Annotated in this window: 15 protein-coding genes; 8 read left to right on the forward strand and 7 right to left on the reverse strand. The window is 62.4% G+C overall.

All coding sequences use genetic code 11. The annotated features are described in order from the left end of the window. The first annotated feature begins 1 nt into the window (after window position 1). From So717_RS03470 to So717_RS03480, 3 genes are all read left to right on the forward strand, one after another. A complete protein-coding gene (locus So717_RS03470; protein ID WP_159974788.1) occupies window positions 2–2,830 on the forward strand; it encodes a molybdopterin oxidoreductase family protein in 2,829 nt (942 codons plus the stop codon). A 169-nt stretch (window positions 2,831–2,999) separates the two neighbouring features. After that, window positions 3,000–3,749 carry a 4Fe-4S dicluster domain-containing protein gene (locus So717_RS03475; RefSeq protein ID WP_159974789.1) on the forward strand — a complete coding sequence of 250 codons (750 nt, stop codon included), beginning with the start codon at window positions 3,000–3,002 and terminating at the stop codon, window positions 3,747–3,749. Further along, window positions 3,749–4,621: a dimethyl sulfoxide reductase anchor subunit family protein gene (locus tag So717_RS03480; RefSeq protein WP_159974790.1), complete on the forward strand. Its 873-nt coding sequence runs from the start codon at window positions 3,749–3,751 to the stop codon at window positions 4,619–4,621. The genes So717_RS03475 and So717_RS03480 overlap by 1 nt, the downstream gene beginning before the upstream one ends. Window positions 4,622–4,691: 70 nt before the next feature. Here the strand turns inward: So717_RS03480 and dapA are convergent, their stop codons facing one another. Then, entirely contained in the window at window positions 4,692–5,567 is an 876-nt protein-coding gene (dapA, locus tag So717_RS03485; protein ID WP_159974791.1) for a 4-hydroxy-tetrahydrodipicolinate synthase, read from the reverse strand. 127 nt (window positions 5,568–5,694) lie between these two features. On the opposite strand from dapA, the gene So717_RS03490 reads away from it, so the two are divergent. Next, window positions 5,695–7,668 carry a lytic transglycosylase domain-containing protein gene (locus tag So717_RS03490; RefSeq protein WP_174238990.1) on the forward strand — a complete coding sequence of 658 codons (1,974 nt, stop codon included), beginning with the start codon at window positions 5,695–5,697 and terminating at the stop codon, window positions 7,666–7,668. On the opposite strand, the gene So717_RS03495 is transcribed toward So717_RS03490, so the two are convergent. After that, window positions 7,633–8,502 (reverse strand): DMT family transporter, encoded by an 870-nt coding sequence (locus tag So717_RS03495; RefSeq protein ID WP_275113660.1) that lies wholly within the window; start codon window positions 8,500–8,502, stop codon window positions 7,633–7,635. The two genes, So717_RS03490 and So717_RS03495, sit on opposite strands and share 36 nt — an antisense overlap. Next, complete coding sequence (gene mnmC2 / locus So717_RS03500; protein WP_159974793.1) at window positions 8,499–9,176, reverse strand: tRNA (5-methylaminomethyl-2-thiouridine)(34)-methyltransferase MnmC2; 678 nt, start codon at window positions 9,174–9,176, stop codon at window positions 8,499–8,501. The genes So717_RS03495 and mnmC2 overlap by 4 nt, the downstream gene beginning before the upstream one ends. Before the next feature lie 63 nt (window positions 9,177–9,239). On the opposite strand from mnmC2, the gene So717_RS03505 reads away from it, so the two are divergent. Next, a complete protein-coding gene (locus So717_RS03505; protein WP_159974794.1) occupies window positions 9,240–10,271 on the forward strand; it encodes an NAD(P)/FAD-dependent oxidoreductase in 1,032 nt (343 codons plus the stop codon). A 28-nt stretch (window positions 10,272–10,299) separates the two neighbouring features. Next, the gene (locus tag So717_RS03510; protein ID WP_159974795.1) at window positions 10,300–10,713 is read left to right on the forward strand and encodes a VOC family protein; all 414 of its coding nucleotides are present in this window, start codon (window positions 10,300–10,302) and stop codon (window positions 10,711–10,713) included. Here So717_RS03510 and So717_RS03515 read toward each other — a convergent pair. The 4 genes from So717_RS03515 to So717_RS03530 form a co-directional block, all read right to left on the reverse strand. Continuing rightward, the gene (locus tag So717_RS03515) at window positions 10,710–11,252 is read right to left on the reverse strand and encodes an NADPH-dependent FMN reductase (protein WP_159974796.1); all 543 of its coding nucleotides are present in this window, start codon (window positions 11,250–11,252) and stop codon (window positions 10,710–10,712) included. The genes So717_RS03510 and So717_RS03515 overlap by 4 nt on opposite strands. A 111-nt stretch (window positions 11,253–11,363) precedes the next feature. Continuing rightward, a complete protein-coding gene (locus So717_RS03520; protein ID WP_159974797.1) occupies window positions 11,364–12,026 on the reverse strand; it encodes a YiaD family glycine zipper/OmpA-like lipoprotein in 663 nt (220 codons plus the stop codon). A gap of 135 nt (window positions 12,027–12,161) precedes the next feature. Then, window positions 12,162–13,028: a methylated-DNA--[protein]-cysteine S-methyltransferase gene (locus So717_RS03525; protein ID WP_159974798.1), complete on the reverse strand. Its 867-nt coding sequence runs from the start codon at window positions 13,026–13,028 to the stop codon at window positions 12,162–12,164. 77 nt (window positions 13,029–13,105) lie between these two features. After that, complete coding sequence (locus So717_RS03530) at window positions 13,106–14,173, reverse strand: Hint domain-containing protein (RefSeq protein WP_159974799.1); 1,068 nt, start codon at window positions 14,171–14,173, stop codon at window positions 13,106–13,108. A gap of 147 nt (window positions 14,174–14,320) precedes the next feature. On the opposite strand from So717_RS03530, the gene nth reads away from it, so the two are divergent. Beyond that, the gene (gene nth, locus So717_RS03535; protein ID WP_159974800.1) at window positions 14,321–14,965 is read left to right on the forward strand and encodes an endonuclease III; all 645 of its coding nucleotides are present in this window, start codon (window positions 14,321–14,323) and stop codon (window positions 14,963–14,965) included. Further along, entirely contained in the window at window positions 14,962–15,948 is a 987-nt protein-coding gene (locus tag So717_RS03540) for an adenosine kinase (RefSeq protein WP_159974801.1), read from the forward strand. Before nth ends, So717_RS03540 begins: the two co-directional genes overlap by 4 nt. Window positions 15,949–15,950 lie beyond the last annotated feature (2 nt).

Raw genomic sequence — 15,950 nt, forward strand, 5'->3', positions numbered from 1 at the left:
CATGAATCAGCCTGTCATCGACCTGAGCCCGAAAGTCTCCGACGAGGTGCGCAAGACCACCTGTTACATGTGCGCCTGCCGCTGCGGCATCAACGTGCATATGAAAGACGGCCCCGATGGCAATAGACAGGTGGCTTACATCGAAGGCAACCGCGACCATCCGGTCAACCAAGGCGTGCTCTGCGCGAAAGGATCAGCGGGCATCATGCAGGTGAACGCCCCCTCCCGCCTGCGCAAACCACTCAAGCGCGTGGGCGAACGCGGCTCCGGCGAGTTCGAAGAGATCGAATGGGACGAGGCGCTGCAGATCGCTGCCGACTGGCTTGAACCGGTGCGCCGAGACAACCCCGAAAAGCTCGCCTTCTTCACCGGCCGCGACCAGTCGCAATCATTCACCTCCTTCTGGGCCCAGAACTTCGGCACGCCGAATTACGCCGCGCACGGCGGCTTCTGCTCGGTGAACATGGCAGCTGCGGGCATCTACACGATGGGCGGCGCCTTCTGGGAGTTCGGCCAGCCCGACTGGGACCACACCAAGCTCTTCATGCTCTTCGGCGTGGCAGAAGACCACGATTCCAACCCGATCAAGATGGGCATTGGCAAGATCAAAGCACGCGGCGCCCGCGTGATCGGCGTGAACCCCATCCGTACCGGCTACAACGCCGTGGCCGACGACTGGGTCGGCATCACGCCCGGCACCGACGGGCTCTTCATCCTGTCGATGATCCACTGCCTGATGAAGGCCGGCAAGATCGACCTGCACTACCTGGCGCAATACACCAACGCGCCGGTGCTGGTGATCAACAACCCCGGGCAGGCCGACCACGGCCTCTTGATGCGGGACGAGAATGGCAAAGAGCTGGTGATCGACCGCGCCACCGGCGAACTCACCCCCTTCGACAAACCCGGCGTCAAACCCGACCTCGCCGCCACTTACGAGAAAGACGGCCAGACCCACCGCCCGGTCTTCCACCAGATGGCCGAGATGTATCTCGACGATCAATACGCGCCTGAGGCTGTCGCCGACCGCTGCGGCATTCCCGCCAAGCGCATCCGCGCCATCGCCGCCGAACTCGCCCGCGTCGCCTTCGAAGAATCCTTTGAGCTGGACCACGCCTGGACCGATTTCCGCGGCGAGAAGCACAACAAGATGGTGGGCCGCCCGGTCTCCTTTCACTCCATGCGCGGCATCTCCGCCCATGCCAATGGCTTCCAGACCTGCCGCGCGCTGCACACCCTGCAAATCCTCCTCGGCACAGTCGAAGTCCCCGGCGGTTTTCGCTTCAAACCACCCTACCCCAAACCCGCCACGGCGCACCCCAAGCCCCACGTGGGCGTGACCAAAGGCGCACCGCTAAATGGCCCGCATCTGGGCTTCACCCATGGCCCGGAAGACCTGGCGCTGAAAGACGACGGCACCGCCGCCCGCATCGACAAGGCCTTCACCTGGGAAAACCCGATGTCGAGCCACGGGCTCATGCATATGGTGATCTCCAACGCCTATGCGGGGGATCCCTACAAGATCGACGTGCTTTTCATGTACATGGCGAACATGTCGTGGAACTCGACCATGAACACCCGCGGCGTGATCGATATGCTGACGGATAAGGACGAGAACGGCGAGTATGTGATCCCCAAGATCATCTATTCTGATGCGTATAGTTCAGAAATGGTCGCCTACTCCGACCTGATCCTGCCCGACACCACGTATCTCGAACGTCACGACTGCATCTCGCTGCTGGACCGTCCGATCTGCGAGGCGGATGCCGCAGCAGACGCCATCCGTTGGCCGGTGATTGAGCCTGACCGTGACGTCAAAGGGTTCCAGTCGATGCTCTGCGAGCTTGGCGCCAAGATGAACCTGCCCGGCTTCGTGAACGAAGACGGCAGCCAGAAATACGCCGACTACGGCGACTACATCGTGAACCATGAACGTCGCCCCGGCATTGGACCGCTGGCCGGCTTCCGGGGTGAGAATGGCGATCAGGCCGGGCGCGGGTCGGTGAACCCCAAACAGCTCGACCAATACATCGAGAACGGCGGCTTCTTCGTCGAACACATCCCCGACGGCGCCAACTACTACAAGCCGTGGAACATGGCCTATCAGGACTGGGCGGTGCAGCTCGGCCTCTACGACGCCCCCACACCCTATCTCTTCTCGCTCTATGTCGAGCCCATGCGCAAGTTCCAGCTCGCCGCCGAAGGCTATGGGCCAATCCAACCGCCTGACCACCTGCGCGACCGCATCATGGACACCCTCTCCCCCCTGCCCATCTGGTACTCTACGGAAGAGGACAACCACGCCGCCGACTACCCCGTCACCGCGCTGACCCAGCGCCCCATGGCGATGTACCACTCCTGGGGTTCGCAAAACGCCTGGCTGCGCCAGCTGCACGGGCACAACCCGCTCTACGTGCCCACCAAGCTGATGCGCGAAAACGGCCTGCAGGACGGCGATTGGGCCAAGGTCACCTCGCCCCACGGCGAAATCACTGTGCCGGTGCTGGAGATGGCCGCGCTCAACGAGAACACGATCTGGACCTGGAACGCCATCGGCAAGCGTAAGGGCGCCTGGGCGCTGGAAGAGGACGCCCCCGAAGCCACCCGCGGCTTCCTGCTCAATCACCTCATCCACGAGCTGCTGCCACCCAAAGGCGACGGTCTGAGATGGGCCAACTCCGATCCCATCACCGGCCAGGCCGCCTGGTTCGACCTCAAGGTCCGCATCGAAAAGGCCGCCGCCCACGCCGAATCCCAACCCGGTTTCGCGCCAATCAAATCTCCCGTCGGCACAGGCCCGAAAGACCTCACGTGGAAGGTGAGCAAATGACCCTTCTTCTGGCCCAAAATATCCCGGGGGAGCGCGCAGCGCGCGCGGGGGCAGCGCCCCCAAAGCTGAACGGATCCCTACGCCACCGCGCGCCCCGCACCGACGTGATACCGACGCAAAACCGACGGGATACCGATACGTCACCGACAGACCAAAACGAGGGCCAGCCATGACCACTCTGCCAGCCAAAACCGAAAAGAAACTGGGGCTCGTCATCGACCTGGATACTTGCGTCGGATGCCATGCCTGCGTGATCTCCTGCAAAGGGTGGAACACCGAAAACTACGGCGCCCCCCTCTCTGACCAGAACGCCTATGGCGCCGACAATTCCGGCACCTTCCTCAACCGTGTGCACTCCTACGAGGTGCAGCCGGCAGGGGATGCAGCGGCCCAGCTGATCCACTTCCCCAAGTCCTGCCTGCACTGCGAGGATGCGCCCTGTGTGACCGTCTGCCCCACCGGCGCCAGCTACAAGCGCGTTGAGGATGGTATCGTTCTGGTCAACGAATCCAATTGTATAGGCTGTGGTCTTTGCGCCTGGGCCTGCCCCTACGGCGCACGTGAATTGGATCAGGCCGAAGGCGTGATGAAGAAATGCACCCTCTGCGTTGACCGCATCTACAACGAAAACCTGCCCGAAGAAGACCGCCAGCCCGCCTGCGTGCGCACCTGCCCAGCAGGCGCGCGCCACTTCGGTGATCTGGGGGATGAAACCAGCGACGTGAGCAAGCTCGTCGCCGAACGCGGCGGCATGGACCTGATGCCCGAACAGGGCACCAAACCAGTGAACAAATACCTGCCCCCGCGCCCCAAGGACGAGATGCCCGAATTCGACGTGCTTGCCCCCTTCCTGGAACCCGTCGCGGAAGAGCCCAAGGGCTTCCTCGGCTGGCTCGACAAGACCCTGGAGAAACTCTGATGCACCCCGCCCCTTCCGTCATTTTCTTTACGACTTTCAGTGGCTTGGGCTTTGGTCTCCTGTTTTTCCTCGGTCTCGGGTTTCCCGTCGTCACCGGCTGGACCGCCTTCGCCTTCTTCGTGATCGCCTATCTCATGGCGGTGGGCGGGCTTATGGCTTCGACCTTCCACCTCGGCCGCCCCGAACGCGCGATCAAGGCCTTCACCCAATGGCGCTCCAGCTGGCTGAGTCGCGAAGCCTGGTGCGCTGTGGGCGCGCTCGTCCTGATGGGGCTTTACGGGCTGGGACTGGTGTTCTTTGGCACGCGCTGGACCGCCTTCGGGATCCTGGGCGCGCTGCTTTCGATGGCCACCGTCTTCACCACCTCAATGATCTACACTCAGCTCAAGACCATCCCGCGCTGGAACATGAAGTTCACCCCGCTGAAGTTCATGTCCCTGTCACTGGCCGGAGGAGCCCTTCTGGCTGGGCAGACTGATGCAGCGCTTGTTCTGCTGGTGATCGCGGGGCTTGTGCAGCTTTACACCTGGGTGGAGGGTGACAAAGCTCTGGGCGCGTCCGGCACCAATATGGCCACAGCCACCGGGCTTGGGAACATCGGGCAGGTTCGTGCATTTGAACCGCCGCATACAGGCACAAACTACCTGCTCAAGGAATTCGTGCATGTCATTGGCCGCAAGCACAGCCAAAAGCTGCGGATCATCGCGCTTGGGCTCATGACCGTCGTGCCGGTGCTTCTGCTAGCGCTGCCGTTTTCGCACCTCATAGGCGTTCTTGCGATCCTCAGCCACATCGCGGGCGTGTTGACCGCACGTTGGCTCTTCTTTGCGGAGGCCGAACATGTGGTCGGCCTCTACTACGGCAAGCGCTAGGCGCCACATGCGCAAAACAAAAAAGGCGTGGAGAAATCCACACCTTTTTGCGTCTCGCTGATCCTAGCGCCTAGTTCAGAAGCCCCGCATGCCGCAGCCCGTCGTCCACCAGCGCGCGGGTGGCATCCGACAGCCCCACCAGCGGCAAGCGCACCTCATCCGAGCAGAGCCGCAGCTGGGACATCGCGTATTTCACGCCCACCAGCCCCGGCTCGGTAAAGATCGCCTTGTGCAGCGGCATGAGCCGGTCCTGAATGCTCAGCGCCGTGGCATAGTCGCCCGACTGACAAGCCGCCTGCATCTCCCCGAGCAGTTTTGGCGCCACGTTGGCCGTGACCGAGATACAGCCCACGCCACCTTGGGCATTGAACCCATGGGCCGTGGCATCTTCGCCCGACAGCTGGATGAAGTCCGGCCCGCAGGTGATCCGCTGGTCGCTCACCCGCGCCAGATCACCCGTCGCATCCTTCACCCCGACGATCCGCGGCAACTTGGCGAGCTCTCCCATGGTCTCGGTCGACATGTCCACGACCGAGCGACCGGGAATGTTGTAGATGATGATCGGCAGCTCGGCGCAATCGTGCAATGCCGTGAAATGGGCCAAAAGCCCTGATTGCGTGGGCTTGTTGTAATAGGGCGTCACGACCAGCGCCGCGTCAGCCCCAACCTCGGCAGCGTGACGCACCAGCCGCATCGCCTCGACCGTGTTGTTGGAGCCCGCACCGGCGATCACCGGCACCCGGCCCGCCGCAGCCTTCACCACCTCCTCGACCACGATCTCGTGTTCGCGGTGGGTCAGCGTCGGGCTTTCGCCGGTGGTCCCCACAGGCACCAGACCGTTGCTGCCTTCGCCGATGTGCCATTCCACCAGCTTCTTCAAGGTCTCAAGATCCAGTTCGCCGTTCCTGAACGGCGTGACGAGGGCAGGCAGTGAGCCTTTAAACATGTGCACGCTCCTTTTATTTTTGGCCGGCAAAAGGCCTGAGATTAACAGTCTGTAAAGCGCAATCGTGATTTGCTCCTCACGGACGACACCTTATGTAGGGGAGGCTCTAGCCTTCAATCGCCGGGGATTGCAAGTGATCAGACGTTGCCTGACGACACTGTTTTTGATTTTCACCCTCGCGGCACCGGTCGTTGCAGAGCGTCCACGCCCCCTCGGCCACGCGATGGACGCAGTGCGTGGTGGCGACTGGGCGGCGGCATCCAGGATTGCGGCACGTGACGGCGACATCGCGGCAGATATCGTCGAATGGCACCGATTGCGCGCGGGCGAAGGCTCGCACGCCGATCTTGTCGCATTTCTGTCCCGGCGGCCCAACTGGCCAGGCGAGCCCTATCTGCGCAAGCAGTCAGAGCATGTTGTGATCCTCCAGCCTGACACGGATGTGCTTGCGTTTTTTGCAGAAGCTGCGGCCCAGACGCCCGAAGGGGTCCTGCGGCACGCCGAGGCATTGTCGCGCACCGGCAAACCGGCGGAGGCGGAGCGGCTGCTGATCCGTGCCTGGCGCGAAATGCCCATGGGCGCCACCGCACAAAGGGCTTTTCTGGCAACGCATCAGACCCTGCTCAAACCACATCACAGCGCGCGATTGGACGCGATGCTTTGGGCTGGTGCATTCGAGACTGCGCGCCGTATGTATGACCATGTCTCCCGCGCGGATGTGGCAGTGGCGAACGCCCGGATTGCCCTGCGCGGGCTGGAAAACGGAGTTGACACATTGATCGCGCGGGTCCCGCGCAGCCATGCCGCCAGCCCCGGGTTGCAATATGAGCGTTTTGTCTGGCGCGCGCGCAAGGGGCGCTGGGATGATGCGAAAGACCTGCTGCTTGCCACCTCGACCAGCGCTGAGGCACTAGGCGAGCCGGAAGCCTGGGCCAACCGGCGCCGCTCCATGGCGCGGGATGAAATGCGCGACGGCAAGGCGGACCGCGCCTATGAGATGGCCGCGCGTCACTTTCTCACCTCTGGGTCGTCTTACGCTGACCTGGAGTGGCTGGCCGGCTACATAGCGCTGCGCAAGCTGAATGAGCCCGAAACAGCACTGCAGCATTTCCAGAACCATGACGCCGCTGTCCGCTCACCGATTTCCAAGGGCCGGGCGGGCTATTGGCGCGGACGGGCACTGGAGGCGATGGGGGATGTGGCCGCAGCAGATCAGGCTTACACCGATGCGGCACAGTATCAGACGTCCTTTTACGGGCTTTTGGCGGCTGATCGCGCGGGCCTGCCGTTCGATGACGCGCTGGCTGCCGAAACTGTCGCCGGTGACTGGCGAAGCGCCCCTCTCGCAGATGATCCTCTGTTCATCGCCGGCATGCTTCTGCAGGCGTCAGGTGAGATCAACCTGGCAGAACGCTTCTGGACGCATCTGGCGGAATCCCTCGACCGTGACACTGCGGCTTTGCTGGCCGAAGCGGCGCTTGATGTCGAGCACCCCCATCTGGCCGTCATGATCGGGAAACGCACCGCACGCCGGGCTGTCGTGGTGCCGCGCGGGTACTATCCGTTGCATCCTCTTGCGGATCGGGACTTGCCGATGGCACCCGAGATGCTGCTGGCAATTGCCCGACGGGAAAGCGAATTCGACCCGCAGGTCCAAAGCGGCGTGGGCGCGCGCGGGTTGATGCAGATCATGCCGGCGACCGGGCGGGAGGTTGCTGCATCGCTTGGGCGCTCAGCCCGGCACAGCACAGAGCGTTTGATCTCGGACCCGGACTACAACGCCGAGCTGGGCGCGGCGTATCTGGCAGGCCTTGCCAAGCGGTTTCGTGGCAATGTGGTGATGATGTCAGCGGGCTATAACGCCGGGCCCGGTCGGCCCGACCGCTGGATGCTCGCCTATGGTGACCCGCGCCGCAGCGAGATCGACATGATCGACTGGATCGAGCACATCCCGTTTCGCGAGACACGCAACTATGTCATGCGCGTGACCGAAAGCCTGCCGATCTACCGCGCGCGTCTGGGCAAGGACCCGATGCCTGTGCCATTTCTGGAAGAGCTCAAAGGATCATCGCTTCTGGCGTTCGCGCCAAAGGGTGAATAGCCCCGCGCCCACAATCACCAAAACACCCAGCGCGACATTGGGCCGGATCGTCTCGCCAAAGACTGTCACGCCGAGGGCTGCAGCAAACACCAGCTGGAAGTAAGCGAAAGGCTGCACCGCGCTGGCCTCTGCCACCTCGTAGCAGCGGATCAGCAACCAGTGCCCGGCCACGCCTGTTACGCAGAGCACGCCCATCCACGCCCAGTCGGAACCAGTCATCGCCTCCCAAAACCATACGCCAATGAGCGACATGGTGATCGCCCCCGCTGCCCCGGTCCAGAAAAAGCTGGTGGCGGTGCTGTCCTGACGCGCGGCATAGCGGGTCAGCAGACCATAGAGCGCGAACATCAGTGCGGCGACCAAAGGTACCACGGCATAGGGGTTGAACACGGATACGCCGGGCTGCAGGATGATCAACACGCCCACAAAACCGATCGCAATGGCAACCCACCTACGCCAGCCGACAGTCTCACCCAAAATAGGGCCGGACAGGGCAGCCACAAGCAGCGGGTAGCAGGCAAAGGCCGCATGGCTCTCCACCAGACCAAGCAGCGTGAACCCGGTCACCATCACGCAGACCTCCAGCGCCAAGAGGATACCACGACAGGCCTGCAACACCGGCTGCCGGGTCCGCGCTGCGGCCCGCACCCCACCGGATTGCCGGTAGGCGATCGCAACCACAAAGGCTGCGAAAAACCAATACCGCACCATCACCACCATGTAGACGTTGTAGGCCTCCGCCAGATGGCGCGAGATGCCGTCTTGCAGCGCAAAGACAAAGGTGGTGAGCATCATCAGCGTGACACCCAGCCGAATGTTGTTGGATTGCGTCACGTGGCGAGAGACCCGACGGTCATGTGCCGCTTGCGCCCGAAGCCCGGGACGCGTTGCACGCTGAACCCCGCATCCGCCAAAGCCCGCCGCACCGCGCCTGCAGCAGAATATGTGGCAACCGTCCCACCCGGAGCCGTCCGCGCAGCGACCATCTGCATCAGGTCCTCCGACCACATGTCCGGGTTTTTGGCGGGCGAAAACCCGTCGAGATACCAGGCATCCGCCGCTCCGTGCCAGCATGGCAGCGTGGTACGGACATCTCCAATGATCACCTCAAGCCGAACGCCGGGCCCGAAATCGATGGGGCCACCCGCCTCGGACCAGCGGCTGGTCAACTGATCCCGCAGACCACCCAGCTCACCAAAGGGGCGCAATGCAGTGGCCATTTCCTCGGCAGACATCGGAAAGGCCTCCAAACTGGTGAAACTCAGATCGCCCGGCGCACCTGCACCCTGCCACGCCTGCACGGTCGCTAGAAAATTCAGACCCGTCCCGAACCCAAGCTCTGCGATGCGAAACCCCGGGGCAAAGCGTTCAGGCAGGCGATTGCCCTGCAGGAACACATGCCGCGTTTCCTCAAGACCGTTCTGAAGACTGAAATAGGGGTCATCAAAGCGGTTTGACACCGGCACGCCTTCGGCGCTCCAAGACAGATCTGCAGTCTGGTTCTGCACGCAAGACCCTTGTAAGACAGTGGAAACTTGGCGCGACATTGGGGGAGAGGCGGAGCTTTGGCAATGGTGGATGTCACAGTGCGCGGCGCGGGTATCTTCGGCCTGTCAATCGCCTGGGTGTGTACGCAGCGCGGCGCGCGTGTGACGGTCATCGATCCGGAGGGCCCGGGCGCAGGTAGCAGCGGCGGCCTCGTTGGGGCCTTGGCCCCGCATGTGCCCGAGAACTGGAACGTCAAAAAGGCGTTTCAGTTGCGCAGCCTGTTGCGCGCACCCGCCTTCTGGGGTGACGTCGCCGCAGCTGGCGGTCGCGATCCGGGGTATCATCGCGGCGGGCGCCTGCAACCTATCCTGAGTGCACATGCCCTGGACCTTGCGAAGGCGCGGGCAGACAGCGCCAAGGATCTCTGGGCGGGGCACGCAGTCTGGCAGGTTGAACCGGCCAATGCGACCGGTTGGGAGCCCCCCTCTCCGACCGGCTGGATCATCCGCGACACGCTGAGCGCCCATCTTCACCCAAGGCTGGCCTGTGCTGCCCTTGTGGCTGCGCTGGAGGCGCGCGGCGTCCAGATTTGCAGGGATGCCGAAGACCAAGGACGCGTCGTTTGGGCCACCGGCGTCGCCGGGCTCGCCGCTCTCAGTGAACAGCATCAGCGGGCAGTCGGGACCGGCGTAAAAGGGCAAGCGGCGTTGCTGGATCATGACGCAAGCGGCGCGCCACAAATCTTTGCGGATGGTGTGCATATCATTCCACATCAGGACGGCACGGTCGCGGTCGGCTCCACATCGGAACGTGATTTTGATGACCCGCACACAACAGACGCGCAGCTTGATGCTGTTATCGACAAGGCGCGCGCAGCAGTTCCGGCGCTGCAAGATGCTGCCGTTCTGGACCGTTGGGCCGGGGTGCGCCCCCGCGCGCGCAGCCGCGCGCCCATGCTCGGCGTCTGGCCCGACCGGCCTGGCCACTACATCGCAAACGGTGGCTTCAAGATCGGCTTTGGCATGGCACCCGAAGTGGCGGAGGTCATGGCTGATCTTGTGCTCGACGGGCGCGACAGCATCCCTGAGGGCTTTGCCATCGCGACATCGCTGTGATCAGGGCCATCTTCACAAGGACAACACCATGACCGATGCACAGAAATGCACTGTTCACACCCTGGATCATCTGGTGCTGACGGTGGCGGATATCCCCACCAGCCTGGATTTTTATGCCCGGGTTCTGGGCATGACAGCCAAAGCCTTTGATGCGGCAGATGGTAGTCAACGCTGGGCGCTGATTTTCGGGCAAAGCAAGATCAACCTGCATCAATCCGGGCGTGAGTTCGACCCAAAGGCCAGACAGGCCCAGCCTGGCAGCGCCGATCTGTGCTTTCTGACAGATGTACCGCTGGTCCGCTGGCAAGCCCATCTGGCCAGTGAGACCCTCGCTATTGAAGAGGGTCCGGTCGCACGGTCCGGCGCAACCGGACCGATCACCTCGCTTTACATCCGCGACCCCGATGGCAACCTGATCGAAATCTCAACCCGCAACGGCTAGCGATCCGTCAGGGCGCGCAGGCTCTGCATCAGCGTGGTCAACTCGCGCACATAGATCTCGCTGGTCAGCTGCCCGTTTGCGTCGAATTGATTGCCGCTGTCAGCCAGGTGAATTTCCGGCCCCTGCAGGATGACAGGCCGGAACGGCACCATGAAACCACGCAGCACCATCTGCGCGCGCTCTCCACCGGCGCGGCCAGCAGCGGCGGACATCACCGCGACGGGCTTGCCATTCCAAGGGCGATTTTTCGTCCGGCTGACCCAGTCCAGCGCGTTCTTGAGCACACCGGACGGCCCTTTGTTGTACTCCGGCGTCGAAATGATGACCGCATCCGCCGCCCTGATGTCATCGCTGAGCGCCTGCACGGCATCCGGTACGCCATTGGCCGCCTCATCGTCGCCATTGTAGAGCGGCAGGCGCAGGTCGGCCAAATCGAAGTCACAATCCCCGAACAGGCGCGCGGCCTCTCGCAGCAGCATCGTATTGGTCGACCCTTTGCGCAATGACCCCGACAGGCCCAGAACAGTATATTTTGCCATGATCGCTTTCCCCTTCAGCGGACGTTGTCGCATACCCTGATGCACCGTCACAAAAAGACAAGAGCCCCGGCGGGATTTGCGGGGCTCTTGCCTCAGTGAATTGGCAAATCGTCAGCTTGTGGGCAGGATGACAATCTCCACTCGACGGTTTTGCGCCTTGCCCGCCGCGTCCAGATTGCTGGCGATCGGCTGGCTCTCGCCGCGCCCAAAGGTCCGCAAGCGATTGCCCGGCACACCGGCGTCCAGCAGAACGTTGGCCACCGAAGTCGCACGGCGCTCGGAAAGTTGCTGGTTATAGCTCGCGTCGCCATCGCTGTCGGTGTGTCCAATCACCTGCACGGTCGACTGCGGGTATTTGTTCAGGCTGGCCGCGACGGAGAAGAGATCGTCACGCAAATCCGGGCGCACCGCAAAGCTGTTGGTCGCAAAGACAATGCTTTGCGGCAAATTCAGGATCAGACGGTCACCGGTGTTGGTGATCGTCACATCGCTGTCCAGATCACGGCGCAGCTCGGCCTCCTGCTGATCGAGGCTATAGCCAATGCCCGCACCAATGGCGCCGCCGACCACGGCACCAACCAGGGCTCCATCATCGCGTTTGCCATCCCCCTTGACGAGGGCCCCTAACAGGGCCCCGGCGCCTGCGCCAATAAGCGCGCCTTGCTGCGTTTTAGGAGTGTTGGAATTTGCGCCGGTCTGGTTCGGGTCCGTGCAGGCGGTCAGCACAAGCGCGCCTGAGACTGCCAGAACCAGAGGCATCTTTGAAATAGTCATAACGTACTGCCTTCAATGGTTTCGGTCCCGTTCGGGCGGGACGTCTTGATGAGAACGCCCTATATATGGCGGCAGTTCCGCAACAAACCAAGAGGAAAGCCTGTCGGCGACAACCCGCCGCCACCCATTATTGGGTCACGTTTCCGCGTGCACGGCCTCATAAGCGAGCATCGCACGCTTCATCGGCAGACCCCAATGATACCCTCCCAGACCACCCGACTTGCGCAAGGCCCGGTGGCATGGGATCAGCCAGCTGATCGGATTGCGGCCAACGGCCGTGCCGACCGCGCGTACGGCCTGCGGCTTGCCAATCGCCTGCGCAATCTCGGAATAGGTGGTGACCTGCCCGGAGGGGATGCGCAGCAACGCCTCCCATACTTTGATCTGAAACGGCGCGCCAATCAGGAACAGCGGTGCGGTGTCGATCTGCCCATCGCCCGCGCCAAAAGCCTGCACCACCCAGGGCCGCAGCATCATCGGATCTTCGATGAAGTCCGCCTTTGGCCAGCGCGAGAACAGATCTGTCAGGGCCGCCTCCTCCCCCATCTCGGCGGCGAAGCCCATGCCGCAAATGCCCTTGTCCGTGCCCATCACGATGGCCGGGCCAAAGGGGCTTTCGAACCAGCCCCAAAATATGGTCAGCCCCGCACCCTCCCGGGCAAAGTCGCCAGGGCTCATCGCCTCCCATCTGACGAAGAGGTCGTGCAACCGTCCGCTGCCCGACAGCCCCACGGCATGTGAGGCATCAAGCGTGGTGAATCGCTCGCGCAGCAGCGTCTTGGCGTGGCCAAGCGTCAGATATTGCTGATAGCGCTTGGGCGAGATCCCCGCCCAGCGCGAAAAGAGCCGCTGGAAATGCGCCGCGCTCATCCCCATTTCGGCGGCGATCTGGTCCAGAGACAAGGGTTCTTCTGCCTGGTCAATCAGGTCAATGGCGCGCCGCACCACCTGATAGTGATAGCCGGTCTCTGCCTCGGTCGGGAGTGTCTGATGCTGTGTCATACCCGGATCATATGAAACTGCCAGCGCGCAAGCGACCCGAAACCTGCGCGATCATCGCCTTCGCAGACGCCCCGGGGTCAGGCGCGGCGGCGGAGCGGAGCGGGCGCAGTGACTGGCCCTATCAAAACCCGCGCCTCGCGCCGCGACAGGCAGGGCCGAGCCGTTTGCTGGTCAAAACAGCCTGGACCCAGAGCCGCCTCCAGCCGCGCCTTGTCCTCAATGGACAGCCGCCGCAGAGTTTCGGGGCCAGCAAAGATCGTTTCGACCCAGGCACCCTGCGCCATGATCACCTGATGATGCGCACAAGCGATATGGGTCAGGGTATAGTCACCCTCCGGGGCAAACTGCCACCCGTGCCCGCTCTCGGCCCATGTCTTGGCGGGCAGCAGAACCTCATTGGTGAAAAAGAGCATTTCGGCCTCGGCCGAGGAAAACAGCAGGCGGTGATCTCCCGTCACGTGAAGATCATGGGTTGGCATTTGGGACCCGCACGATCCCGCCGGGATACAGACCGGACGCGCATCAGGGTGTTGGTCAAAATAGCCGGCTTCCAGCTTGGTGCGACCGATCCACACAATCGGTTGATATCCGTGATCGCGGGTCAACACCTTATCGGACGTCTCCAGCCATTCGACGGGCACTTCACCCTGATCAGTGCAGATCATGGTGCCCGGCCCAAAGCAGGGCACGCTGCGCGTCTGATAGTAGTCATAAGTCCGCCGTGTGTCGGCGCTGCCATGCGATTTGAGAATATTGTCGATGTCGATGCCGCCAACGACTTCATAGGTCACACCTCGTTGCAGGGGCTCGGACGGCAGGTAGCCGACCTTGACACCTGCGATCTCAATCCGGTCGATTGAAATCGTCGACCCGTCAGGCGCTTCAAGAATGAACCTTTCTTCGCCGTAGATCCGGCCCGAGGCCACAGTCGAGCCATCAAGGCGCGTCACGACCCCTGTCTGATTGGCATCCTCGCCGACCTCAGCGGCATGTTCATCCCCATCCAGCGAGTCGTCATCATCAGTGACGGCAAACCGCACCCGGTCGGTCGTGAGATCATAGTTTGGATCAAGCGAGAAGCTTCCGGTGGAAGCATCGTAGATCAGCGCATCCGCAGAGTAGCCGTAAAATGATCGTTCATACATGGCGAGGCTCTTGCACTGCGGGTCGCGTGCACATTGGACGATCAAGGTAAATATACCGCTGAAAATTCCCCTTTTGTTTGAAGCGGATTTTATCAATTGCGTGAACACGGACTTGCCGATGCGGCTGAAAGCCCGCATACCCAGCGAATGGCAAAACAGCTTGACTATCATACGATCCGCCAGATCTTCACGCGGTTTCAGGACGCGGACCCCGAGCCCAAGGGCGAGCTGGAGCATGTGAATGTCTATACGCTCGTCGTCGCCGTGGCGCTGAGCGCGCAAGCCACCGACGCAGGCGTGAACAAGGCTACGCGCCAACTTTTCCAGATTGCGGATACGCCACAAAAGATGCTCGATCTCGGGCTGGAGGGGCTGACCGAACACATCAAGACCATCGGGCTTTTCCGCCAGAAGGCGAAGAACGTGATGAAGCTCAGCCAGATCCTCGTTGATGACTACGGCGGCGAGGTGCCCAACAGCCGCGCGGCCCTGCAAAGCCTGCCGGGTGTGGGGCGCAAGACGGCCAATGTGGTGCTCAACATGTGGTGGCAGTACCCCGCGCAGGCCGTGGACACGCATATCTTCCGCCTTGGCAATCGCACCGGCATCGCCCCGGGGAAGACGGTCGAGGCAGTCGAACGCGCCATCGAAGACCACATCCCCGTCGATTTCCAACTGCACGCCCACCACTGGATGATTCTGCATGGGCGCTATCATTGCAAAGCGCGCAAGCCCTTGTGCCCCACCTGCATCATCCGCGATCTCTGCCCATTTGAGGACAAAACCGAATGAAGAACTACCAGCTTGTCGGCATCGGAAACGCCGTTGTCGACGTGATCACCCATGCCGACGACAGCTTTCTTGACCTGATGGGAATTGAAAAAGGCATCATGCAACTGGTGGATCGCGACCGGTCTGAGACGCTTTATGCGTCCATGAACGACCGGCTGCAAACCCCTGGTGGCGCCGTGGCGAATACTGTGGCAGGGGTGGGGGCGCTGGGGTTGCAGACCGCCTTCATCGGGCGCGTGCGCGATGACGCGCTGGGGCATTTCTACGCCAGCGCCATGACCGACAACGGCATCGACTTCGTGAACCCTCCGGTTGAGGATGGCGAGGTGCCCACGTCGCGCAGCATGATCTTCGTGGCTCCCGATGGGGAGCGGTCGATGAACACCTATCTGGGCATCTCCACGGGTCTGACCTCAGCCGATGTGCCGTCCGCAGTCTCCGGCAACGCGCGGATCATGTTCCTCGAAGGGTATCTCTTTGACCACGACGCGGGCAAAACCGCGTTCCGCGAGGCCGCGCGCGCGACCAAGGCGGGCGGCGGCATGGCCGGCATCGCGATTTCCGACCCGTTCTGCGTGGAGCGGCACCGTGATGACTTCCTGTCGCTCATTGAAAACGACCTCGATTACGTGATCGGCAACCAGCACGAGATTGAATCGCTTTTCCAGACCGATTTCGAGACAGCGCTGGCCAAGACCGCCGAGATCTGCCCGCTGGTGATCGCCACCCGCTCGGGCGACGGGGTGAGCGTGCTGGGCGATGGGCGTCGCGTCGATGTGCCGGTACAGGAGGTCACGCCGGTGGATGCCACCGGTGCCGGGGATCAGTTCGCCGCCGGGTTCCTCTACGGTCTGGCGACGAACCGTGACCTGGAGATCTGCGCCAAGATGGGCAACCTTTGCGCGGCAGAAGTCATCAGCCATGTGGGCCCGCGCCCCCAAACCGATATGATGAAGGTGTTCGAGAAGGAAGGCCTCGCCTGAGC

The organism is Roseobacter cerasinus (genome assembly GCF_009811755.1).
In the GTDB taxonomy this organism is placed as follows: domain Bacteria; phylum Pseudomonadota; class Alphaproteobacteria; order Rhodobacterales; family Rhodobacteraceae; genus Roseobacter; species Roseobacter cerasinus.